Here is a 20659-nt window from a genome sequence, read left to right as displayed (position 1 = left end):
GTGTTGATCGCGACCGGCGTCAACGCCGACGGCCGACGTGAGGTGCTCGGGCTGCGCGTGGCGACCAGTGAGACCGGCCCGGCGTGGAACACGTTCTTCGCCGACCTCGTCGCCCGCGGGCTGACCGGGGTGCGGCTCGTGACGTCCGACGCCCATCAGGGGTTGAAGGACGCGATCGCGGCGAACCTGCCCGGCGCAACCTGGCAGCGCTGCAGAACGCACTACGCAGCGAACCTGATGAGCGCGACGCCGAAGAGCATGTGGCCGGCCGTGAAAGCGATGCTGCACTCGGTCTACGACCAACCCAACGCCCAAGCGGTGCACGCCCAGTTCGACCGGCTCCTGGACTACGTCGACGGCAAACTCCCCGACGCGTTCGAGCACCTCGACGCAGCACGGGCCGACATCCTCGCGTTCACCGGCTTCCCCGAAGGGCTCTGGGCGCAGATATGGTCCAACAACCCGAACGAGCGCCTCAACCGTGAGATCCGCCGCCGCACCGACAGCGTCGGGATCTTCCCCAACCGCGACGCGATCATCCGCCTCGTCGGCGCCGTCCTTGCCGAGCAGACCGATGAATGGGCCGAAGGCCGCCGCTACCTCGGGCTCGACATCCTCGCCAGAAGCCGCCTCACCCTCGTCCCCGACACCCGAAACGAGGTAAGCACCGACACCGTCCTCGAACTCAGCGCCTAACCCATCAGAACGAAGGACACCGCGCTACACCACCACCAGGGACTTGACCGGTCGCGATGGCGATACGTGCAGCCCACGCGGCGGGGATCAAGGTGGGCATCTGCGGTCAGGCGCCGAGTGACTACCCGGACTTCGCCGAGTTCCTGGTTCGTGAGGGCATCGATTCGATCTCGCTCAACCCCGACAGCTTCCTGCGTACGGCTGCCCGCGTCGCGGAGGTCGAGCGAGCGCTCCAAGCGTCACCGCGAAGCGGTTCAGACGATCGCTTCACGGGCTACCCGAAGGCGCGCAAGGTGAAATAGACTTGGGTCTATGAATCCGCGGCCGTCGGCGACGAACGAGCTTCGCCTCGTCGGAGACCCGACCCGGGCACGCATCCTCTCCCTGATCCTCGGGAGCGATGACCAGCGCGCCCTCGTCGGCGACCTCGCCGTGAAGCTCGAACTGAAGCAGCCGACCGTCAGCCATCACGTCAAGGCCCTCTTCGACGACGGCGTCCTGGAGCGCCAGCCGGATGGCCGGCGGGTCTGGTACTCGGTCGCACCAGCGCATCGCGACTGGCTCGTCGACCTTCTGGCGGGCGACCCCGGCGAGATCGCCGACGGCGCACTCGACCGAGTGGTCGGCAACCTCAGTGAACGGTTCGCCGGGACGTTCAACCCCGAGACCATCGAGCAGTACGTGCGCGAGAGTCGCGATCTCCTGATGGCGCGGGAAGGCAGTGGTCAGCACCTCGCCTCCCTCACGGCTCGATTCGCCGCCGAGCGGCTGGAGGCGCTCGCGGCTTCGAAGTCGGAGTACGACGGCGGTGTCCCGGAAGTGCTCTTCGTGTGCGTGCACAATTCTGGCCGCTCGCAGATGGCATCTGCGATTCTTCGTCAGCTCGCAGGCGAGCGGATCGCGGTCCGCACCGCAGGATCGGCGCCGGCCGCGGGCGTGCGCGGAACCGTCGTCACGGCACTCGACGAGATCGGCGTGCCGCTCGGTGGCGAGTACCCGAAGCCGCTGACCGATGAAGTCGTCCGAGCGGCGGACGTCGTCGTGACGATGGGGTGCGGCGACGTGTGCCCCATCTATCCCGGGAAGCAGTACCTCGATTGGGACCTCGAGGATCCTGCCGGGCTGCCGTTGGCAGGAGTGCGGGCCGTGCGCGATGCGATCGAGAGTCGTGTACGCCAACTTCTTCGTTCGCTCACGACCTGAACGGAATGCGAACACTTCCAATCTCGGCCGTCCGATGCATAGATGGTGGTCTATCATTGGAGAAGGAAGTGAGGAAACAACAATGACCACGAAACCCAGCGTTCTCTTCGTCTGCGTGCACAACGCCGGCCGCTCGCAGATGGCAGCCGGCTACCTGCAGGCGCTCTCAGGCGGTCGTGTCGAGGTGCTCTCGGCAGGCTCGGCACCGAAAGACCAGATCAACCCGGTCGCCATCGAGGCGATGGCCGAGGAAGGCATCGACATCGCCGCCAACGTGCCGAAGATCCTGACCACGGAGGCGGTCCGAGACTCCGACGTCGTGATCACGATGGGCTGCGGCGATGCCTGCCCCGTCTTCCCCGGCAAGCGCTACGAGGACTGGGAGCTCGAAGATCCGGCCGGCAAGGACCTCGAGACCGTGCGGCGCGTTCGCGACGACATCCGGAGCCGCGTGGAAGCCCTCCTCGCCGAGATCGCTCCCTCCGCGTAGTCATGTCCGACCTCAACACCGCCGGACGACGTGGATTGTCCGGCATCGGCTATCCGGAGCGATATCTGCACGACCTGTCGCTCCAGCTCGCTGAGCGCTTCGACGGAACGTTCAACGCTGAGACGGTCGAACGATACGTCCTGGAGTCGTACACGGCGCTGCTCCGCACCGCGACGGTCAAGGCGCACCTCGCGACCCGTGTCGCCCGTTTCGCAACCGACCGGATGACGGCTCTCGCCCAGACGAAGGGTGCCGTCGCCCGCGAAGTACCCGGTGCAGGCTGCCGACGTCGTGGTCACGATGGGCTGCGGCGACGCATGCCCGATCTACCCGGGCAAACGGTACTTGGACTGGCACCTCGACGACCCGGAGCATCTCACCCTCGACGAGGTGCGCCGGGTCCGCGACGAGATCCGCACCAACATCGAACAACTGCTGCAGACCCTGGAGAACGAATCCGATGAGTGACCAGACCATCGAGAACGTCGTCGTCATCGGCTCGGGACCCTCCGGCTACACGGCTGCGGTCTACCTCGCCCGTGCCGGACTCGCGCCGGTCGTGCTGGCGAGCTCCGTCGAAGCGGGCGGCGCCCTCGTCACGACGACCGAGGTGGAGAACTTCCCCGGCTTCGCCGAGGGGATCATGGGAACCGAGCTGATGGAACAGATGCGGCAACAGGCGGAGCGATTCGGGGCCCGCGTCGTCTACGACGACGCCACCGAAGTCGAACTCGCCGACGATGTCAAGACGATCCGCACCATCAACGGCGTCGAGTACCGGGCGCACGCCGTCGTGCTCGCCATGGGTTCCGCCTACCGAAAGCTCGGCGTCGAAGGTGAAGAGCGGCTCACCGGTCGCGGCGTGTCCTGGTGCGCCACGTGCGACGGCTTCTTCTTCCGAGGAAAGGACATCGCCGTCGTCGGTGGCGGCGATTCGGCGCTCGAGGAGGCGATGTTCCTCACCCGCTTCGCCGACTCCGTCACCCTCGTGCACCGCCGTGATTCACTGCGGGCCTCGCGCATCATGCAGGAACGCGCGCTCGCCAACCCGAAGATCCGCACCTACTGGAACGCCGAAGTCATCGCTGCGGAGGGCGCCGACGGGCTCGAACGCCTCCGACTCCGCGACACCACGACCGGTGAGGATGCCGCGCTCGACGCGACCGGTCTCTTCATCGCGATCGGCCACGACCCGCGCAGCGCGCTCGTCGCCGGCCAGGTCGACCTGGACGACGACGGCTACGTGAAGGTGCTGCATCCGTCGACGCGTACGAACCTCGAGGGCGTCTTCGCCTGCGGCGACCTCGTCGACAAGCGCTATCGGCAAGCCATCACTGCCGCGGGCACCGGATGCGCGGCCGCGCTCGATGCCGAGCACTACCTGGCGGCGCACGGCCTCGCCGACCCGGTCGAAGAGCAGGCGGCCATCATTCTGGAGGCTCCGCGGTAGACAGTGGTGCCGGTGCGGCATCCACCCCGAGCCGATCACGCGTCGGGCGCGGCGTCCTCCTCCGACGGAAGCGCAACCTGTTCCAGGTGCTCGGGCACCCGAGCCCGCCAGCCGAGTTCGCGCTTGATGCGCGCGCGAAGTGCGTCCGCAGCTGCGGCTTCTCCATGGGTGACGTACACCTGCCGTGGGTGCTCGGTCACGGCACCCATCCATCTGATGAGCCCGTCGGCATCGGCGTGAGCGGACATGCTGTCGAGGTCGACGACCTCGGCGCGGATCGGCACGTCGCGGCCGAAGATGCGGAGCGAGGCGGCGCCGCCGAGGAGCGCTGATCCACGAGTTCCGCCGGCCTGGTAGCCGGTGAGCACGATCGCGTTGCGCGGATCCGAACCGTAGGCCGCAATGTGATGCAGGATCCGTCCGCCGGTGAGCATGCCGCTCGCGGAGATGATGATCATCGGGCCGCCGCGCAGGTTCAGCAGCTTGGAATCGTCGACGGTGTGCACCTTGGTCGCCAGTGAATACATGCGATCGAGCTCCGCCGGATCCAGTCGGTGCTCGTCGGGGTGGCGTTGATAGATCGTCGCGACGTCGACGGCCATCGGACTGTTCAAGAAGACGGGGATGTCGGGCAGTCGACCCCGATCGCGGAGGCGCGAAAGGTGCAGCAGCACGGTCTCCGTGCGGCCGACGGCGAACGCCGGGATCAGGACGACCCCGTTCTGCCCGGCGACCCGGTGGATGACCTCGCCCAGTGCCGCCTCGGGGTCGCTGTTCGCATGGTGGCGGTCACCATAGGTCGACTCGGTAACGAGCACGGATGCCGGCTCCAGCGGTCGCGGCGGCCGCATCAGCGGGTCATCCACCCTGCCGAGGTCACCCGTGAACCGCACCGTTCGACTGCCCACGCGAAGATGCACGCCCGCGGCGCCGAGAATATGCCCGGCGGGAAGGAAGGTGAACTCCAGGTCCTCGGCGATCCGATGCGGTCGGTCGAAGTCGACGACGCTGAAGCGGTGGAGCGAATGCTCGGCATCCGCTGCGGTGTAGAGCGGCCGGGGCGTGCGGTGCGAGGACCACCGCCCTCTGGACGCGTGTCTGGCTTCCTCCTCGAGCAGGTAGCCGCTGTCGGGCAGCATGACTCCGCTGAGCTCGGCTGTGCCGGGGGTCGCATAGACGGGGCCGTTGAAACCGTCGCGCACGAGCGCGGGCAGGTAGCCCGAATGATCGAGATGCGCGTGCGTGAGCACGACCGCGTCGATCGAAGCCGGCGGCACGGCGAACTCGGCTCGATTGCGCTCTCGCAGCACCTTGTAGCCCTGGAACAGGCCGCAGTCGACGAGGATCCGTGAGCACTCGGTCTCGATCAGGTACCTCGAGCCGGTCACGCTGTCGGCGGCGCCGAGGAACTGCAGGGAGTCGTTCACCGTGCTCACCGTCCATGCACGACGAGCACCGGGCAGTGCGCGTGCTCGGCGCATGCGGCGCTCACCGAACCGAGGAGGAGGCCCACGAACCCACCGTGGCCACGGCTGCCGAGCACGATCATCTCCGCATATCGGGACTCCGCGATGAGCACCTCGGTCGGTCGGCCCCGTCGCGTGCGCAAGGTGAGCCAGTCGGGAGGCGCCTCATCGAACGATGCGAGTGCCGCCTCTCGGACGATTCGCTTCGCATCGTCCAGCGGGCTCCAGTCGAGCGCCGGGGAGAAGCCGCCGTCCATGAACGTCGGATAGTCCCAGACCGACAGGACGTGCAGCGGCAGGTTGAGCGCCGGCGCGAGCCCGGCGGCGTAGCGGACAGCGGCGACGGAGGAATCGGAGCCGTCGACTCCGACGACGATTGCGGGTGATCCCGGCGGCTCCTCATCGAGGTCTGGGGGATCCGGGTCGATCAGGATCTCTGGCATGTCTGCATCCTCCGGGGAGACGACACCCGACACCGGGCCCAAGGTCACATCATGCCGAGGCCCGGGCTGCGCCGGATCGGGGGCGGGCCGGGCGTCGCAGGAGCCCGAGCAGGAGCAGCACGAGGCCGAGCTCGAACGCGCCCGCGGCGAAATACACCGCCTGCAGCCAGCTGAACGGGATCAGGACCATCTGGACGAAGATCCAGACGAGGATCGCGTAGGCCGCCATGGCCGACATGAAGGTCGCGAGCGGTCGCGCGCGCAGCAGGAATACGAACGCGAGCGCCTGCAAGCCGCCGACGACTCCGGCCAGGACGAGGCCGGGCGCGGCGTACGAGTCGAACCAGGATCCGTCGAGGTACTCCGCGGGAGGCGTGATCGCCATGGCGAAGGTCGGATCGACCGAACCGAGCACGAGTGCGAGTCCGCCGATCAGCGCGGTCACGGCCACGAATGCCTGAGTGACCAACAAGGTCCGGCGCGCTCCGCGGTGGTTCTCCATCCGCCCATCATTCTGGACGGCAGCGACGCGAAACGGACCGAAGGTCCCGCGCATCCGAACCGCAGCTGAGGTCTGGAGAGGTGTCTACGCATCACAGGCGCGGGTCGTGCCGCTCGAACTCGTAAACCGCGGCCTGCGTTCGTCGCTCGAGCCCGAGCTTGCGGAGCAGCCCCGAGACGTAGTTCTTCACCGTCTTCTCCGCGAGCGACAGGCGATCGCCGATCTGCCGGTTGGTGAGCCCCTCGGCGATCAGCGCGAGCACCTGTCGCTCTCGCAGGTTGAGCGAGCCGAACCGGGGGTCGTCGCGATCCTCCGCGGGCGTCGGCGGAGGGCGAAGCCTCGAGATGAGCACGGGGGAGAGGAGGGAGCGCCCGGCAGCGACCGCGCGGATATCCTCGACGAGACGGGTGCCGGCGATCGTCTTGAGCACGTAGCCCGAGGCGCCGGCGAGCACCGCCGCGATCGCCGCCTCGTCGTCGTCGTACGCGGTGAGCATGAGGCAGCGGACCTCGGGGAACCGGGAGCGGATCTCTCGACAGAGCGTGATTCCGTCGTCATCGGGCAGCCGGACGTCGAGCAGCGCGACATCGGGTGAGAGCGCTGCGATACGCGCGAGCGCGCGACGAGCGTCGGGTGCCTCGCCGACCACCTCGAGGTCGTGCTCGCGCTCGAGCAACTCGGCGACCCCGCGCCGGACGATCTCGTGGTCGTCCACGAGGAACACCTTCGTCATGCCTCGTCCTCGCTCACCCGTCATGATCCTCCCCGAGCGGAGCGGACCACACCGCGGCCGTGCGGCCGGGTTCGGATGCGATCAGGAACGTGCCGCCGAGCGACTCCGCCCTGGCCGAGAGATTGGCGAGGCCGCTCCGCTTGCCGTCCGGCGCGATGCCCACTCCGTCGTCCTCGACCGATATCCGGACGTGGCCGAGCTCCGCCGTCACCCGAAGCTGGATGCTCGATGCCGACGCGTGCTTCGCGGCATTCATGAGCAGCTCTCGCACGACGGCGGTGACGTGCTCGGTGAGCGGTCCGGTGACCAACAGGTCCACAGGGCCGACGAAGCTCACCGCGACCGGCTGGGGCAGCCCGTTCGAGCACGCCGCGGCGATCTCGAGCACCTGGTGGCGCACCGACTGGCTGCGCTCATCACGCGGGGTCATGGCGAAGATGATCGTGCGGATGTGCGCGATGCTCTCGTCGAGCGTCGCGACGGCCGCCTGGAGCCGTGTCGACATGCCGGGGTCTGGAACGGACTCGGCGATCGCCTGCAACTCCAGTCCTGTGGCGAACAACTGCTGAATGACGTGGTCGTGGAGGTCGCGCGCGATGCGCGAGCGGTCGTCGACGAGCAACGCCCGCTGCCGCTGCTCGCGTGCGCGGGCGAGTTCGATCGACAGGGCGACCCGCCCGGCGAGATCGTCGGCGAGATCGAGTTCCGCGGTGCTGAACGCCGCCCGACCGGGCCTGCGCGCGACCGCGAGCACGCCCCAGGTCGTCGACCCGCTGCGGAGCGGGAGGAACATCACCGCTCCGGCGCCGCCATCCGCATCGACGATGGCGAAGGCGTCGGGGTCGGGATCGTGTCTGGCTCCGCGCCGGGTGCGGGGATCGCCGTGCTCGAACACGACGGACGCGGCGGTGCGCATCGCGGGGAGGAGGAGCCCCGCCAGATCTTCCGCGCCGTCGCCGCGTGCCTCCGCGACGTGCACCGTCAGGGGTTCCGCGCCTCGCAGCACCACGCACACCCGGTCGGCAGTGGTGCGCCCGATGAGTTCGTCGGCGAGCAGCGACAGGGCCGACTCGCTCGACGACTCGAGCAGGGTCGAGGCGATCTGCGCGGATGCTGCCGCCCACTGCTGTCGGAGCCGGGTCTCCTCGAACAGCCGGGCATTGGCGATGACGAACCCGGCGGTCGCGGCGAGCGCAGTGACGAGCTGCTCGTCCTCTTCGGTGAAGGCTCCGCGCCGCGGATTGGTGAGGTAGAGGTTGCCGTACACCTCGGACCGAATGCTGATCGGCACGCCGAGGAACGCGTCCATCTGCGGGTGGGCGGCGGGAAACCCGACCGAGCGCGGGTGATCGGCGAGGTGTTGCAGGCGAATCGGCATCGGGTCGTCGATGAGGGCGCCGAGCACGCCGCGTCCCTCGGGCAGGTGCCCGATCGCCGCCGCATCGCCTTCCGGCATCCCGACATGGATGAAGGATTCGAGTCCGTCGCGATCGGTGGCGATGACCCCCAGCGCGCCGTACTCGGCGTCGACGAGTTCGACGGCGGCACGGGCGATGCGCTCGAGGACGACGGGGAGCGTCTCGAGCTCGACCACCGCCTGGGTGGCCTTCAGGAGCGCCTGGAGCCCCGCTTGGGTGTGCGTCATGGACTCGGCTCGGGCGTCGAGTCGGTGCAGGGCCTGCCCGAGGCCCGAGAGCTGTCGGCCCAGGGGTGGTGACGGTCGTCGATTCGCACGGCACCTCCGCAGTGATGCACGCAGGCTACCACCGCGCCGGCGCTGCGGCATCCGAGTGCGTGGGACCTATGGCCCGGGCGGCGGAGGCGAGTCGCGCGAGCCTGTGAAGGCGAGCTGATGCAGGCTGCAGGGAGGGGTGTCTCGTGGCGACGGGGATCTTGGTCGGGATCGACGGCTCGATCGCGAGCCGGGCCGCGGTCGTCTGGGCGATCGAGGCGGCTCGCGCAACCGACGCCGAGGTCTCCTTGCTCCTCGTCGTCGACGATGAGTGGGGTACGGTCGGAGGCAGTGCGGTCGCGGAGTTGCAGTCGGAGGCCGCCGCGCTCACCGCTCGCGAACTCGAGTACGCCCGGGAACATGCCGGCGAGGTTCGAGTATCGGCGGAGTACACCGTCGGGTCACCGATGCTCGTCCTCGCGACCGAGGCCGCGGAGTACTCGACCATCGCGATCGGCACGCACAAGGTCGGTTCGTTCCATGGGCTCGCGCTGGGCACGCGGGCGATCCAACTCGCGGCGACGTCGCCGGTGCCCCTCGCGGTCGTGCCGGTGGCGTCGGGCGGACATCGCAGCGGGGTGGTGGTCGGCATCAGCGGCGCACCCGGAGAGGCGAGCGTCATCCGTGCTGCCATCGCCGAAGCCCGACGCCGGAACCAACCACTGGTGCTCATTCGAGCGAACGCCACGTCGGCCGCCATCAGCGCCGAAGCGGTCGACTGGGCAGTTCGGCTCGCCGAGGGCCTCGGAGTCCCGTCCGGCATCACCGTGAGGCGCGCGAGCGGCTCCGCGGGGGAGGCGCTCGCTTCGATGTCCGGGCGCGCGACCCTCACGATCGCCGGGCGACCGACGCAGGCCGGAGCACGCGGATTCCGGCCGCTCGGGCGGACGGTCGGAGATCTGGTCATGAATCTCGGCGGGCCGATACTCATCGTCCCGTTCCTCCTGGACAGCAGCCGGGCAGCAGCGAGTGATCCCGCGCAGGGAAAGTAAGGAGTGGCGTCATGTTCGAGCGCATCGTGGTCGGGATGGACGATTCACCGGCATCCGCGCATGCAGTGGAATGGGCGGCCGCGCTCGCGGTTGACGCGCAGCTGCTGCTCGTCCACGTCGAGCGCGATCGGGAGAGTGGGAGCGAGTACCTCAGCGCGACCTCGGACCGAGCAGGGGCTCGGGTCCGGGTGATGGACGAGGCCGAGCGGATCCGCTCAGCGCATCCAGGGATCCACGTGGTGACCTCCACGGAACAGGGGCCGGTGGTCGACCTCCTGCGCACGTTCCTTCGCCCAGGCACGCTGCTCGTCGTCGGGCGCGGTCAGGGGCATGCCGGACGCTGGTCGGCGGGGGTGCGACTCGCCGGCACGCACGGAGGCGGCGCGGTGGCGGTGGTGCCCGACGCGCCGAGCCAGGATGCCGCACTCGGGGTCGTCGCGGGGATCGACGGCTCGGTCCTGAGCCATGAGGTGCTGCGGATCGGCGCAGATCTCGCTGCCGCCACACGACAACCGTTGACCCTGCTGCACGCGTGGACCGCGCCCAAGATGTGGGAGCAGGATCTCGGCGCCTATGCGGGCGAGTTCGCCGAGTACGAGCAGATGCATCGCGACACGCTCGCCGAGGCCGTCGACAGCGGGATCGAGTACGGTGCGACCCCGCAGGCGCGGCTGGTGCACGGGCTGTCGGTCGATGAGCTGCTCGCGGCGTCGGAGCACGCCTCCGCGCTCGTGGTCGGCAGCCACAGCGGCAGCGCGGTCGCCCGCTTCCTGCTGGGCTCGGTGAGCCACGAGCTGCTGCTGCGCGCGCGGATCCCGATGTTGGTCGTGCTTCCTTCGTGAGCCCGGACGTCTTCAACCGCCCGTCGAACACCCACTGAGGAGCGGATCGATATGACCGACGAAGCGCAGCGACCGCCGATGCGCGAGATGCGATCGGCCGAGTGCTGGCAGCGGATCACCGAGGCGCCCTACGGACGGATCGCGACCGCTGCCGCAGGCGAGCTCGACGTCTTCCCGGTCAACCATGGAGTGGACCGGTACAGCATCGTGTTCCGCACCGCGGCCGGCACGAAGCTCTTGGCGCTGACGGTTCAGCGCAAGGTGGTGTTCCAGATCGATGGGGTCGACGGGGACGAGGCGTTCAGCGTCGTCGTGAAGGGCGACGCGGAGCAGATCGATCGGGCGCCCGAGCTGGAGGCGGCCGAGCGGCTCGGCGTTCGGTCGTGGGCGCCCGGCGAGAAGAACCGCTGGGTGCGAATCACTCCGCGCGACATCCAAGGGCGTGCCTTCGCACTTCCTCGGCCGGGCCCTACTCGTCCAGCATCTGCTTCATGAGCTCGATCTCGGCCGTCTGGCTCTCGACGATGGCCTCGCCGAGTGCCCGCACGTCGGGGTTGTCGGAGTTCAGGATCATCCGGGCCATCAGGAGCGCACCTTCGTGGTGCTCGATCATGCCCTCGAGGTAGAGCTGGTCGAACTCCGCAGCGGACGCGTCTTCCAGGGCGCGCATCTCCTCATCGCTGAGCATTCCACCCATGCCCATGCGATCGCCCATGTCGAGTCCATCACCCATGGGCATGCGCACCCCGGCATCGTCGAGCCAGCCCTCCATGATGGCGATCTCGGCGGTCTGCGCATCCCGAATCTGCTCGGCCAAGGCGAGCACCTCGGCGTCGGCGCTCGTCTCGATCGCGAGTTCCGACATGTCGACGGCCTGCTGGTGATGCGGGATCATCATCCGGGCGAACATCAGATCGGCGGGGTCGTAGCCCGCCGTATCGGCGTCGCTCATCATGCCCGATCGGCGGTCGCGGTCGTCGTCGGGGCTGTCGATGTTGATGGTGCAACCCGCCAGCGCGGCGCTTGTAGCGATGACGACCGCCATCAGGCCGACAGCTCGATGCATGCCTGCCAACATGATGTCCCCTTCCTGCTCCTGGTCAGTCGGCCCTATCGGCCGGCGCTTCAGTCACGACGAGGACCGGACACGGCGGGTCGAGCAGGAGCATCAGACTGACCGACCCGAGGAAGAACCGCCGAAGCGGCCCGTACCCGTGGCTGGCGACGACGAGGAGTGCGGCCGATCGGCCCGCCTCGTCGAGCAAGCGCACCGCATCACCGCGTTCGAGGCGGCCCGTGCAGTCGGTCTCGAGCCGGCGAGCACGCACCAGCGCTTCGTCGAGCACATTCCTATGCATCGACGCGAAGACCTCGAGGTCGGCCGCAGTGTCGCCGAAGACCGGGGTCCACGTCGAGGGCGGATGCCACGCATGGAGGATCTCCAAGGAAGCGCCGAGCCGCCGAGCCTCGCCTGCGGCGACGTCGACCGCGGCCGAAGACAAGGCGGAGCCATCGACTCCGACGACGACTCGGAGGCCGTCGCCGTCGGTGCGCTGCGGGATGACCGCCACGGTTCCCCCTCCGTGGCGGCCGGCCAGTCGAGCGCCGAGGCTCCAGCGAGATCCCCTCCGGTGCGACGGCGTTCCGACCACGAGGAGCGTGCCGGGCAGCAGGTGCTCGGCCAGCGCGACGTCGGCGGGGCCGATCACGCTGCGCTGCTCGACCTGCTGGAGTCGCTCGGACGTCTGCCGGCCCAGCACCGCCTCCATCTGGTCGTGGTCGAAGCCATCCTCGCCGCGCGGTGACGCGTTCATGACGACGATCGGCACCTCAGGGCCGTGACGCAGCGCCCAATCGAGGGCGGCCTCCGATCCCGGGCTCCCGTTCCAGCCGACGACCATGCGAGTGAACACATTGCACAGCATCTCTCCTCGTGTTCAGAGCAGGCGGGCCGAAGGTCACATCGAGTCTCCCGGCCTGCGCACCTCGCAGTTTCGGGAGTTCAGCGGGATTCGCGATCGCCGTCGTTCCGATCGCACGGTCGGGGTGCGTCATACGGCCGAACCCCGCAGTCAGTGCTCCGCGCCGAGGCCGCCCGCCAAGCGGGCGTGCATCGCAGCGCTCGCTTCGTTCATGCCGACGATGACGGCACGCTTTCCGTGCTGCTCGTACTTGGTGATGATGGCGTCGAGCGCTGCGACGGTCGAAGCATCCCAGATGTGGGAGTTCGACATGTCGATGACGACTCGTTCAGGATCGGCCGCGTAGTCGAACTGGGTCGTGAGGTCGTTGCTCGACGCGAAGAAGAGCTCGCCGACGACCGTGTAGTTCACCGTCGGCACGGTGGCCTCCTCGTCGACGGCACGTTCGACGGCGGTGAAGTGGGCGACTCGACGTGCGAACGCGATCATCGCCACGATGACGCCGACGATGACGCCGATCGCGAGGTTATGGGTGGCCACGACGACCGCGACGGTGGCGAGCATGACGATCGTCTCGCTCTTCGGCATGCGCCTCAGGGTGGCCAAGCGAATCGAATGCCAGTCGAAGGTCGCGACCGACACTATGATCATGACGGCGACGAGCGCGGCCATGGGAATGATCGCGACCACATCGCCGAGGCCGACGACGAGGATGAGCAGGAAGACGCCCGCGAGGAAGGTGGAGATGCGCGTACGGGCGCCGGAGACCTTCACGTTGATCATCGTCTGGCCGATCATCGCGCAACCGCCCATGCCGCCGAAGAAGCCCGACAGCACGTTCGCGGCGCCCTGGCCGAGGGCCTCGCGGGTCTTTCGGGAGTGGGTGTCGGTGACGTCGTCGACGAGCTTCGCCGTCATCAGCGACTCGAGCAGGCCGACGAGGGCCATCGCGAGTGCGTACGGGGCGATGATCGTGAACGTCTCCCAGGTCAGTGGCACGTTCGGGATGAACAGCTCGGGCAGGCTCTCGGGCAGTTCGCCCTGATCGCCGACCGTCGGCACGCTGAGCCCGGTCGCGATCACGGCCGCGGTGATCAGGACGATCGCGACCAACGGGGCGGGCACGACCTTCGTCAGCTTCGGCATGAACACCATGATCAGCAGGCCTACTGCGACGAGCGGGTACACCATCCAGGGCACATCGATCAGCTGCGGCAACTGGGCGGTGAAGATCAGGATCGCGAGCGAGTTCACGAAACCCACCATCACGCTGCGCGGGATGAACCGCATGAGCCGTGCCACTCCGAGCACTCCCATGAGGAGCTGGAACGCGCCGGCGAGGATGACGGTCGCGATGAAGTAGTCCATGCCGTACTCACGGGCCACCGGTGCGATCACAAGCGCCACCGCCCCGGTCGCTGCGGTGATCATTGCGGGGCGCCCGCCGAGGAAGGCGATCGTCACGGCCATCACGAACGACGAGAACAGGCCGACTCGTGGATCGACTCCGGCGATGATCGAGAACGAGATCGCCTCGGGAATGAGGGCGAGCGCGACGACGAGTCCGGCCAGCACCTCCTTGGTGAGGATCCGCGGCGTGCGAAGCGCAGTCAGAACCGACGGCTCGGCCTTGTATCGGTCGGGCGCGTCAGGCACGGTGATCGCCATTGTGATTCTCCGGTGGAATCGGGGCTCTGAGGAGCTCATGAATAGAGTCGAAGGGTCGAGCGCCACATCGCGCGCGAAGACCGACTTTCGGTCGGGACGCCGCATTCGCTGCGACGGCGACTGAACTCTACCTTAACGTTAGGGTAGAGTTGGCAATGGAAGGATGGACGCAGTGGTCGAGATCGGCATGATGCAGATCGGCGAACTCGCCGAGCGCACGGAGTTGTCGCTCCGGACGATCCGACACTATGACGAAGCAGGTCTCCTCAAGCCTTCGGGGCGCAGTGAGGGCGGCTTCCGTCTGTACACGGCCGCCGACCTCGAGCGACTTCTCGTGATCCGTCGCATGAAGCCCCTCGGCTTCACGCTCGACGAGATGGCGTCGCTGCTTCGGATCCTCGATGTCCTGCAATCCGATGTCGCAGAGGCGCGGGCGTCGGTCGCTGCCGACTATGCGCGGTTCGTGGGTGAGGCTGAGGATCGGCGAGCACGACTCCAACGCCAACTCGACATGGCCGACGAATTCCTCGAGCGTCTCCGAACGGTTGAGCAGCGCTCGGCGAGCTGATCATCCGGCTGCATCGCGGTCGCGCCGCTGTTCGGCTTGCAGACGAATCGCATGCAAGCGCCGGTAGTAGCGGGCTCGGAAGCTCACCAGGATCGCGGCGACGACGATGGAGATCGTGGAGCCGAGCAGCACGGCGATGACTCCCTCGTCGGCGACGTCCGGGTACTCGGCGAAGGCGAGTTCGTTCATCAGGAGACTGACCGTGAAGCCGATGCCACCGAGCGCGCCCGCGGCGAGCAGGTCGTCGAGTCCGAACGTCGGGTGCCGTCCACGCGCGGCCCAGGCGGCGAGTGACGCTCCGAGCGTGATCCCGATGATCTTCCCCACCGGCAGGGCGATGAGGATCGCCCAGAAGGGTGGAGCGAGCCCCTGCGGTTCGACGATGGGCAGGGGTACGAATGCAGCGGAGAATGCGAACAGCGGCAGGATGATGCCGTTGCTGACCGGTTCGAGAGCATGCCGCGCCCGGTGAGCTGGAATCCGTGCCATCACCAGTCCGAGCGCGACGCCGGCGATGGTCGGATGCACGCCCGACAGGAGGACGAGCAGCCAGGTCGCGATGGCGAGCAGCACTAGGACGCCGCCGATCGCCCAGCCGCCGCGCCTTCCGAGGAAACCGCTAAACCACCCGAACGCGGCGGCCGTGACCAGGGCGCCGACGAGCCATCCGACCGCGAGTCCGTCGGTGAAGAGCGCAGCGATGACCAGGATCGCGACGATGTCGTCGAGGATCGCGAGGGCGAGCATGAAGATGCGGAGCCGGGACGGAATGCCTCTCCCGAACACCGCGAGAATCCCGAGCGCGAAGGCGATGTCGGTCGCGGTCGGCACTGGCCAGCCGCGCGCGTACGCTGTGCCGGCCGTGACGACGAGGTAGATGATCGCTGGTACCACGACGCCGCCGAGTGCCGCGGCGGCCGGCATAAGCGCTCGAGCTGGACTGCTCAGTTGGCCGACCGTGAGTTCGGCCCTCAACTCAACTGCGACGACGAAGAAGAATACGGCCAGAAGACCGTCGCTGATCCAGTGCTCGATACTGAGGTGAACCGGCATTCCGGGTATCTGCAGGGCCGCATCGCGGAGTGCAGCGATCGTCCCGCCAACGGGGGAGTTCGCGGCGACCAGCCCGAGAATCGCCGCGACCAGCAGGAGTGCGGCGGCGACGCGTTCGGACCGGATGATGCTCAAATGCGCTCCCGTCTGGTCGGCCCGCCCGAGGGCGGGCGAACGCCGACCAGGCTTCCCGGCTCACCGATTCCATTCTACGAATCGAGTTGCCATGACGGGCGGGAGATGCTCGAACCCTTGCACAACGATTGAACAGTCGTTTAAGCTACTGAACATGCGTTCAAGTGAGTCTGATCTGACCACCCGGGCGCGGATTCGCGACGCTGCGGTCCTGCGCTTCGGGCGCGACGGTTTCGACGCGACCACGGTTCGGGGCGTGGCGGCCGAAGCGGGCGTGAGTCCCGGACTCGTGATCCACCACTTCGGTTCGAAAGACGGGTTGCGGGCGGCGTGCGATGAGTTCGTCGTCGCCGAGTTCCTGGGGCGAAAAGACGACCTGGGCGGCGACACTGCTGCCGCGCTCGCGCGCTGGCTCGCTGACGTCGACACCTACCGCCCGCTGATCGACTACGTGGCGCGCATGCTCACGGCCGGGAACGACGCGGCCGATGCGCTGTTCGATGCCCTGGTGGCCGGGACGGCGAAGATGGTCGACGAGCAGGTCGAGGCCGGAGTCATCCGCGAACCGCTCGACCGAGAGGTCACCGCGCTGTATCTGACGATGTACGGCGTCGTGCCGTTGGTGATGCAGCGGCAGCTCGCCCGCGGCCTCGGTCTCGAGCAGCTCAGCGAGCCCGGCCTTCGGCGTTCGACCGTTCCCATCCTCGACCTGTACACACACGGCCTCTACGCCGATGACCGGTTTCTCGTCGCCGCACAGGATGCCCTCGGCAGAACGCCGGGGCCCCGTTCCGACAAAGGGAAGAACGACCCGAATCAGGATCCGGATCCGCCGACGGCGCCCTGATCCCACCTCAACACGTTCTCACCTGTGGAAGGAGCAGGGACGATGTCCCATGCCATCGAAACGATCGATCTGAAGAAGAACTACGGGTCGCACGCCGCGATCCGCGGCCTGAGCATCACCGTCGAACCCGGCACGGTGTTCGGCCTCATCGGCCCGAACGGGGCCGGAAAGACCACGACGCTGCGCATGCTGCTCGACGTGATCCGGCCGAGCTCGGGCGTCGCACGGGTACTCGGCGAGACTCCGCAGGCCGGCGGGCCCGCACTCCGCCGGCGCATCGGGTTCGTGCCGGGGGAGCTGCGGCTCGAAGGCCGTATCCGCGGTCGTGCTCTGCTCCGGCACTACGCCGAGATCAGCGGGCAGGTCGCGCCCGGAGCCGTCGACGACCTGGCCGACCGGCTCGGCGTCGACCTGAACCGCGAGGTTCGGAAGCTCTCGAAGGGCAACAAGCAGAAGCTCGGCCTCATCCAGGCGTTCATGCACCGCCCAGAGTTGCTCGTGCTCGACGAGCCGACGAGCGGCCTCGACCCGCTCGTCCAACGCGAGTTCCTCACCATGGTCCGCGAGGCCCGAGCGAACGGGCAGACGATCCTCCTGAGCTCGCACGTGCTCAGCGAGATCCAGCAGACCGCCGACCAGGTCGCCGTGCTCAGTGACGGCCTGATCGTCGCCGAGGGCGACGTGGCGGCGCTCCGGCTCGGCCGCATCCGGCGCGTGCGGGCAAGCTTCACCGGTATCGCGGCCGCAGCTCTTCGACAGGAGCTCGACCACCTCCCGACGCTTCGCGACATCGACATCGACGTGACGGGAACGGAACCGGTACGGCTGACCGCCACGATCGATGGGGACATCGACCCGCTCGTGAAGTTGCTGGCGCGCCACAGCGTCCTCGACCTCGCCGTCGAGGAGCCCGACCTCGAGGAATCGGTGCTGCAGCTCTACGGCTCGTCCGCGAACGGGCGGAACGGGGAGGTGCGTCATGGTTAGGGTCCTCCCGGTGTTCCGGCGGTCGCTCGGCGATTCCTGGCGTTCGCTCATCGGATGGAGCGTGGGCGTCGCAGCGGCGCTGCTCCTGTATCTCCCGTTGTTCCCGAGCATCGGCGGCGATGGCGAGATGCAGCAGATCATCGAGAGCATGCCGCCGGAGCTCGTCAAGACCCTCGGCTACGAGCAGATCGCCTCCGGCCCCGGCTATACGCAGGGTACGTTCTTCGGACTGATCGGCTTCCTCCTCCTCGTCATCGCGGCGACGGCCTGGGGATCCGCGGCGATTGCGGGGGCCGAGGAGTCGGGGCAGCTCGAACTCACCCTCGCCCACGGGGTGAGTCGCAGCCAGTACGCGCTCGAGTCCGCCCTCGCGGTGCTGGTCAAGCTCCTCTGGCTGGGTCTGCTGGCGGCGGCGCTCATCCTGGCGTTGAACGAGCCATCCGAGCTCGATGTCACCGTGCTGAACGTGCTCGGCGCGTCCAAGGCGCTCGTAGGGCTGGCGTTCGTCTCGGCGAGCCTGGCCCTGCTGGTCGGCGCGGCCACGGGACGGCGAAGCCTTGCGACGGCGGCTGGTGCCGGCATCGCAGTGCTCGGCTACGTCTTCAACGCGATCGCGAACCAGGTGGCCGATGCCGACTGGCTTCGCGCGCTCTCGCCGTACTCGTGGGCGTACCACGAGATGCCGCTGTCCGACGGACCGGACTGGGCTGGGCTGGCTCTGCTCTGGGGGCTCGGGGCGGTCTTCGCCGCTGCGGCGACGCTTCTGCTTCGTCGTCGCGACATCATCGGCTGATCGCGACATGAGCGGGGCGGGGCGTCCGGCCCCGCCCCGCTCATGAGCGATCGAGTTGGAGGCGCCGCCAGGCCACCAGGGTGAGGGCCGCGAAGAGCAGAGGGAACAGCAGCGATACGGGAAGCGCCGCGCCATCGACCGATGCCGGGCTCATGGCCCACAGCGCCGGCGCAGCCGGTGGGTACCACGCGCCGGCTCCCGAGATCACGAGGATCTGCGCGCTCGCGACGAGGGCGATCGTCGCGGCGATCCCTCCGAGCAGGCCCCTGGTGAGGGTCGCCACCCATGCGGCCGGCACCGCCATCAGCGCCGTCAGCACGATCAGCACGAAGATTCGGCCGAGCGATTCGACGGCACCGGTGTCCGGCGAGCCGAGTCCCGTTGCGAGGCCGCCGAGGACGATCGCAGCGGTCGAGAGCGCCGAGACGGCGATCGCCCACGCGAGGAACACGAGCAGCTTCGCCGTGGCGATCATCGCGCGGCCGATCGGGAGGGCGAAGAGTCCCGTGATCGTCCCTTCGGCGAACTCCCGCCCGAACGACCAGCTCAGCACCACGCCGCACGCGAGGAAGCCCGCGGCCCCGATGACCTGCGTCGCAGAGGAGAGGTACCCGGTCCAGCCTCCATCGGCGACCAGTGGGCCGAGTTTGGCGACGAGTTCCGTGGATCCGCTCGCGACCGCGGTCGTCACCGATGTGCAGATCGCCGTGACGCCGGCGACGAACAGCAGCGCGGTGACGAGCGGAACCCGTGCAGCCAGGAGCTTGCGGCCTTCGACGGAGACGGCGACCGCGAACCTTCGGCGCGCCTTCATGCCGACGGTCCTCCGGCCTCGGAACGGGCTTCGTCATCGCGCAGCACGCTCTGGAAGAAGGCCCGCTCGAGGTCGTCGTCGTGCGGGTCGAGGCCGCCGATGATCCGGCCCGCGTTCATGACGGTGATCGTGTCGGCGATGCGCGCGACCTCATCGAGATGGTGACTCGAGATCAGCACCGCTGCCCCCTGTGAGGCGCGGCGGATCACCGCTTCACGAAGCAGGATGGTTCCGGCCGGGTCGAGTGCGTTCGTCGGCTCGTCGAGCACGACGTAGGCGGGCTCATGCTGCAGGGCGGCGGCGATGCCGAGCCGCTGCCGGTTGCCGAGTGACAGCGATCGAGCCCGACGATTCAGGTACTCGGTCAGTCGGAAGGCCGTCACCGCCTCGGCGATCATGGCCGGTCGTTCGATCGAGGGGACCCCGCGAAGCCGGGCGGCGATGTCGAGATTCGCGCGGACCGTGAGCTCGCCGTACGCGAGCGGCGTCTCGATGAGCTGACCCAGCTTCGACCAGGTGCGCGCGTCTGCGCGGCGGACGTCGACACCGCCGATCATCGCGGCGCCGCTGTCGGGTCGGAGCATGCCGAGGAGCAGCTTCATCAGGGTCGACTTGCCCGCACCATTGAGACCGACGAGCGCGTGGACCTCACCCGGACGGACAGCGAGCGAGACCTCCCGCACGCCCGCGCCGCCACGATACGACCGGCTCACCCGGTCCAGCATCATCGCGTCAGTCACGATCCGCGCCTCCGGCCACCGTGAGCGCCGCCATGAGGCGGTCATGGAGGCGCCCATCCGAGGATGCAGCCCATTCGAGGAGTCCCGCGGCCACCCCGGACATGACCGACGCGGCAGCCACCCGTGCGTCGAACGCGTTCGAACCGTCGGCGACCAGCTGCCCCACGACGGCGTCCTCCGTCCGCTCCATGTTCGCCCGCATCCCCGCCCGAAGCTCGGGCGTCGTCGCCACGATGGCGATGCGCCGCCGCACCTGCGCCTCCGCAGGCTCCGGCAACTCGGCCCACGCCTGTCGCATCCCCTCGGTGATGCGTCGCAGGAGGGGGCCTTCGCGACGGCCGGCGATCGCGTGGACGATGGCCGGATCGTACGGGTCGTCGAAGAGCACGCCCTGCTTCGTGCCGAAGTGTCGGAAGAAGGTCATCTCGGAGACCCCGGCGGCGGCGGCGATGCTCGCGGTCGTCGTGCGATCGAAGCCGTCGCGTTCGAAGAGGTCGAGCGCGACCTCGGTGAGGCGGTGGCGCGTGGCTTCGGCGCGTGAGCGATTGGCTTGGGTCATCCCCTAATGTTAGTCACTAACGTT

Annotated in this window: 24 protein-coding genes and 1 pseudogene; 13 read left to right on the top strand and 12 right to left on the bottom strand. The window is 68.4% G+C overall.

What is annotated here, in order from left to right:
* The 6 genes and pseudogenes from GQQ93_RS12770 to trxB form a co-directional block, all read left to right on the top strand.
* On the top strand, positions 1-696 hold a 696-nt coding region (locus tag GQQ93_RS12770), incomplete at its 5' end, for an IS256 family transposase (protein ID WP_157424594.1).
* A gap of 56 nt (positions 697-752) precedes the next feature.
* Entirely contained in the window at positions 753-998 is a 246-nt protein-coding gene (locus GQQ93_RS12765) for a putative PEP-binding protein (protein WP_212277331.1), read from the top strand.
* Between the two features lie 10 nt (positions 999-1008).
* Positions 1009-1899, top strand: a complete 891-nt coding sequence (locus GQQ93_RS12760) for a metalloregulator ArsR/SmtB family transcription factor (RefSeq protein ID WP_157424593.1) — start codon at positions 1009-1011, stop codon at positions 1897-1899.
* 82 nt (positions 1900-1981) lie between these two features.
* Positions 1982-2389 (top strand): arsenate reductase ArsC, encoded by a 408-nt coding sequence (locus tag GQQ93_RS12755; RefSeq protein ID WP_157424592.1) that lies wholly within the window; start codon positions 1982-1984, stop codon positions 2387-2389.
* Between the two features lie 2 nt (positions 2390-2391).
* Positions 2392-2857 (top strand): annotated as a pseudogene (locus GQQ93_RS12750) (low molecular weight phosphatase family protein).
* Positions 2850-3839, top strand: coding sequence for a thioredoxin-disulfide reductase (gene trxB, locus GQQ93_RS12745; protein ID WP_157424591.1), 990 nt, complete (start codon positions 2850-2852; stop codon positions 3837-3839). The pseudogene GQQ93_RS12750 and the gene trxB overlap by 8 nt, the downstream one beginning before the upstream one ends.
* 35 nt (positions 3840-3874) lie before the next feature.
* Here the strand turns inward: trxB and GQQ93_RS12740 are convergent, their stop codons facing one another.
* The 5 genes from GQQ93_RS12740 to GQQ93_RS12720 all read right to left on the bottom strand — a co-directional run bounded on the left by GQQ93_RS12740 (position 3875) and on the right by GQQ93_RS12720 (position 8628).
* Positions 3875-5266 carry an MBL fold metallo-hydrolase RNA specificity domain-containing protein gene (locus GQQ93_RS12740; protein ID WP_246192311.1) on the bottom strand — a complete coding sequence of 464 codons (1392 nt, stop codon included), beginning with the start codon at positions 5264-5266 and terminating at the stop codon, positions 3875-3877.
* A 5-nt stretch (positions 5267-5271) separates the two neighbouring features.
* Positions 5272-5781: a universal stress protein gene (locus GQQ93_RS12735; RefSeq protein ID WP_246192310.1), complete on the bottom strand. Its 510-nt coding sequence runs from the start codon at positions 5779-5781 to the stop codon at positions 5272-5274.
* Between the two features lie 16 nt (positions 5782-5797).
* Complete coding sequence (locus tag GQQ93_RS12730; protein ID WP_246192309.1) at positions 5798-6193, bottom strand: hypothetical protein; 396 nt, start codon at positions 6191-6193, stop codon at positions 5798-5800.
* 148 nt (positions 6194-6341) lie between these two features.
* Positions 6342-6983 carry a response regulator gene (locus GQQ93_RS12725; protein WP_157424589.1) on the bottom strand — a complete coding sequence of 214 codons (642 nt, stop codon included), beginning with the start codon at positions 6981-6983 and terminating at the stop codon, positions 6342-6344.
* A gap of 13 nt (positions 6984-6996) precedes the next feature.
* Positions 6997-8628, bottom strand: a complete 1632-nt coding sequence (locus tag GQQ93_RS12720) for a sensor histidine kinase (protein ID WP_170296195.1) — start codon at positions 8626-8628, stop codon at positions 6997-6999.
* A gap of 233 nt (positions 8629-8861) precedes the next feature.
* Here GQQ93_RS12720 and GQQ93_RS12715 point away from each other — a divergent pair, with 233 nt between their 5' ends.
* The 3 genes from GQQ93_RS12715 to GQQ93_RS12705 are packed head-to-tail and all read left to right on the top strand — an operon-like array spanning position 8862 to position 11044.
* The gene (locus GQQ93_RS12715; RefSeq protein ID WP_157424587.1) at positions 8862-9707 is read left to right on the top strand and encodes a universal stress protein; all 846 of its coding nucleotides are present in this window, start codon (positions 8862-8864) and stop codon (positions 9705-9707) included.
* 11 nt (positions 9708-9718) lie between these two features.
* Positions 9719-10549, top strand: coding sequence for a universal stress protein (locus GQQ93_RS12710; protein WP_157424586.1), 831 nt, complete (start codon positions 9719-9721; stop codon positions 10547-10549).
* Between the two features lie 51 nt (positions 10550-10600).
* Entirely contained in the window at positions 10601-11044 is a 444-nt protein-coding gene (locus GQQ93_RS12705) for a pyridoxamine 5'-phosphate oxidase family protein (RefSeq protein ID WP_157424585.1), read from the top strand.
* On the opposite strand, the gene GQQ93_RS12700 is transcribed toward GQQ93_RS12705, so the two are convergent.
* The 3 genes from GQQ93_RS12700 to GQQ93_RS12690 form a co-directional block, all read right to left on the bottom strand.
* Positions 11019-11615, bottom strand: a complete 597-nt coding sequence (locus GQQ93_RS12700; protein WP_170296194.1) for a DUF305 domain-containing protein — start codon at positions 11613-11615, stop codon at positions 11019-11021. The genes GQQ93_RS12705 and GQQ93_RS12700 overlap by 26 nt on opposite strands.
* A 34-nt stretch (positions 11616-11649) precedes the next feature.
* Positions 11650-12462: a universal stress protein gene (locus GQQ93_RS12695; protein ID WP_170296193.1), complete on the bottom strand. Its 813-nt coding sequence runs from the start codon at positions 12460-12462 to the stop codon at positions 11650-11652.
* A 159-nt stretch (positions 12463-12621) separates the two neighbouring features.
* Positions 12622-14139 (bottom strand): SulP family inorganic anion transporter, encoded by a 1518-nt coding sequence (locus GQQ93_RS12690; protein WP_157424582.1) that lies wholly within the window; start codon positions 14137-14139, stop codon positions 12622-12624.
* Between the two features lie 163 nt (positions 14140-14302).
* Here GQQ93_RS12690 and GQQ93_RS12685 point away from each other — a divergent pair, with 163 nt between their 5' ends.
* Complete coding sequence (locus GQQ93_RS12685) at positions 14303-14707, top strand: MerR family transcriptional regulator (protein ID WP_157424581.1); 405 nt, start codon at positions 14303-14305, stop codon at positions 14705-14707.
* Here the strand turns inward: GQQ93_RS12685 and GQQ93_RS12680 are convergent, their stop codons facing one another.
* Positions 14708-15895 (bottom strand): Na+/H+ antiporter NhaA, encoded by a 1188-nt coding sequence (locus GQQ93_RS12680; protein ID WP_157424580.1) that lies wholly within the window; start codon positions 15893-15895, stop codon positions 14708-14710. It lies immediately after the preceding gene.
* A gap of 91 nt (positions 15896-15986) precedes the next feature.
* Between GQQ93_RS12680 and GQQ93_RS12675 the strand changes: the two genes are divergently transcribed.
* Genes GQQ93_RS12675 through GQQ93_RS12665 form a run of 3 tightly spaced genes read left to right on the top strand, consistent with a single transcriptional unit; the run spans position 15987 to position 18522 of the window.
* Positions 15987-16742 carry a TetR/AcrR family transcriptional regulator gene (locus GQQ93_RS12675; RefSeq protein WP_170296192.1) on the top strand — a complete coding sequence of 252 codons (756 nt, stop codon included), beginning with the start codon at positions 15987-15989 and terminating at the stop codon, positions 16740-16742.
* A gap of 42 nt (positions 16743-16784) precedes the next feature.
* Entirely contained in the window at positions 16785-17729 is a 945-nt protein-coding gene (locus tag GQQ93_RS12670; protein ID WP_157424578.1) for an ABC transporter ATP-binding protein, read from the top strand.
* Positions 17722-18522 (top strand): ABC transporter permease subunit, encoded by an 801-nt coding sequence (locus tag GQQ93_RS12665; RefSeq protein WP_157424577.1) that lies wholly within the window; start codon positions 17722-17724, stop codon positions 18520-18522. Before GQQ93_RS12670 ends, GQQ93_RS12665 begins: the two co-directional genes overlap by 8 nt.
* A 40-nt stretch (positions 18523-18562) precedes the next feature.
* Here the strand turns inward: GQQ93_RS12665 and GQQ93_RS12660 are convergent, their stop codons facing one another.
* The 3 genes from GQQ93_RS12660 to GQQ93_RS12650 are packed head-to-tail and all read right to left on the bottom strand — an operon-like array spanning position 18563 to position 20635.
* Positions 18563-19336, bottom strand: coding sequence for an ABC transporter permease (locus tag GQQ93_RS12660; RefSeq protein WP_157424576.1), 774 nt, complete (start codon positions 19334-19336; stop codon positions 18563-18565).
* Positions 19333-20076: an ABC transporter ATP-binding protein gene (locus GQQ93_RS12655; RefSeq protein WP_246192307.1), complete on the bottom strand. Its 744-nt coding sequence runs from the start codon at positions 20074-20076 to the stop codon at positions 19333-19335. The genes GQQ93_RS12660 and GQQ93_RS12655 overlap by 4 nt, the downstream gene beginning before the upstream one ends.
* Entirely contained in the window at positions 20069-20635 is a 567-nt protein-coding gene (locus GQQ93_RS12650; RefSeq protein ID WP_157424575.1) for a TetR/AcrR family transcriptional regulator, read from the bottom strand. Before GQQ93_RS12650 ends, GQQ93_RS12655 begins: the two co-directional genes overlap by 8 nt.
* Positions 20636-20659 lie beyond the last annotated feature (24 nt).

It is taken from the genome of Agromyces lapidis, assembly GCF_009749405.1.
Taxonomy (GTDB): domain Bacteria; phylum Actinomycetota; class Actinomycetes; order Actinomycetales; family Microbacteriaceae; genus Agromyces; species Agromyces lapidis.
The sequence above is the reverse complement of the archived record's forward strand: the minus strand, read 5'-3'. Positions and strand labels throughout refer to the sequence as shown.

What these genes read in the sequence shown, in the direction of transcription:
- GQQ93_RS12705 (WP_157424585.1), top strand. Translation starts at nt 10,601, where the DNA reads ATGACCGACGAAGCGCAGCGACCGCCGATGCGCGAGATGCGATCGGCC.
- GQQ93_RS12720 (WP_170296195.1), bottom strand. Translation starts at nt 8,628, where the DNA reads ATGACGCACACCCAAGCGGGGCTCCAGGCGCTCCTGAAGGCCACCCAG.
- GQQ93_RS12660 (WP_157424576.1), bottom strand. Translation starts at nt 19,336, where the DNA reads ATGAAGGCGCGCCGAAGGTTCGCGGTCGCCGTCTCCGTCGAAGGCCGC.
- GQQ93_RS12765 (WP_212277331.1), top strand. Translation starts at nt 753, where the DNA reads ATGGCGATACGTGCAGCCCACGCGGCGGGGATCAAGGTGGGCATCTGC.
- GQQ93_RS12670 (WP_157424578.1), top strand. Translation starts at nt 16,785, where the DNA reads ATGTCCCATGCCATCGAAACGATCGATCTGAAGAAGAACTACGGGTCG.
- GQQ93_RS12700 (WP_170296194.1), bottom strand. Translation starts at nt 11,615, where the DNA reads ATGCATCGAGCTGTCGGCCTGATGGCGGTCGTCATCGCTACAAGCGCC.
- GQQ93_RS12760 (WP_157424593.1), top strand. Translation starts at nt 1,009, where the DNA reads ATGAATCCGCGGCCGTCGGCGACGAACGAGCTTCGCCTCGTCGGAGAC.
- GQQ93_RS12690 (WP_157424582.1), bottom strand. Translation starts at nt 14,139, where the DNA reads ATGGCGATCACCGTGCCTGACGCGCCCGACCGATACAAGGCCGAGCCG.
- trxB (WP_157424591.1), top strand. Translation starts at nt 2,850, where the DNA reads ATGAGTGACCAGACCATCGAGAACGTCGTCGTCATCGGCTCGGGACCC.
- GQQ93_RS12675 (WP_170296192.1), top strand. Translation starts at nt 15,987, where the DNA reads ATGACGGGCGGGAGATGCTCGAACCCTTGCACAACGATTGAACAGTCG.
- GQQ93_RS12725 (WP_157424589.1), bottom strand. Translation starts at nt 6,983, where the DNA reads ATGACGAAGGTGTTCCTCGTGGACGACCACGAGATCGTCCGGCGCGGG.
- GQQ93_RS12710 (WP_157424586.1), top strand. Translation starts at nt 9,719, where the DNA reads ATGTTCGAGCGCATCGTGGTCGGGATGGACGATTCACCGGCATCCGCG.
- GQQ93_RS12685 (WP_157424581.1), top strand. Translation starts at nt 14,303, where the DNA reads ATGGACGCAGTGGTCGAGATCGGCATGATGCAGATCGGCGAACTCGCC.
- GQQ93_RS12665 (WP_157424577.1), top strand. Translation starts at nt 17,722, where the DNA reads ATGGTTAGGGTCCTCCCGGTGTTCCGGCGGTCGCTCGGCGATTCCTGG.
- GQQ93_RS12650 (WP_157424575.1), bottom strand. Translation starts at nt 20,635, where the DNA reads ATGACCCAAGCCAATCGCTCACGCGCCGAAGCCACGCGCCACCGCCTC.
- GQQ93_RS12755 (WP_157424592.1), top strand. Translation starts at nt 1,982, where the DNA reads ATGACCACGAAACCCAGCGTTCTCTTCGTCTGCGTGCACAACGCCGGC.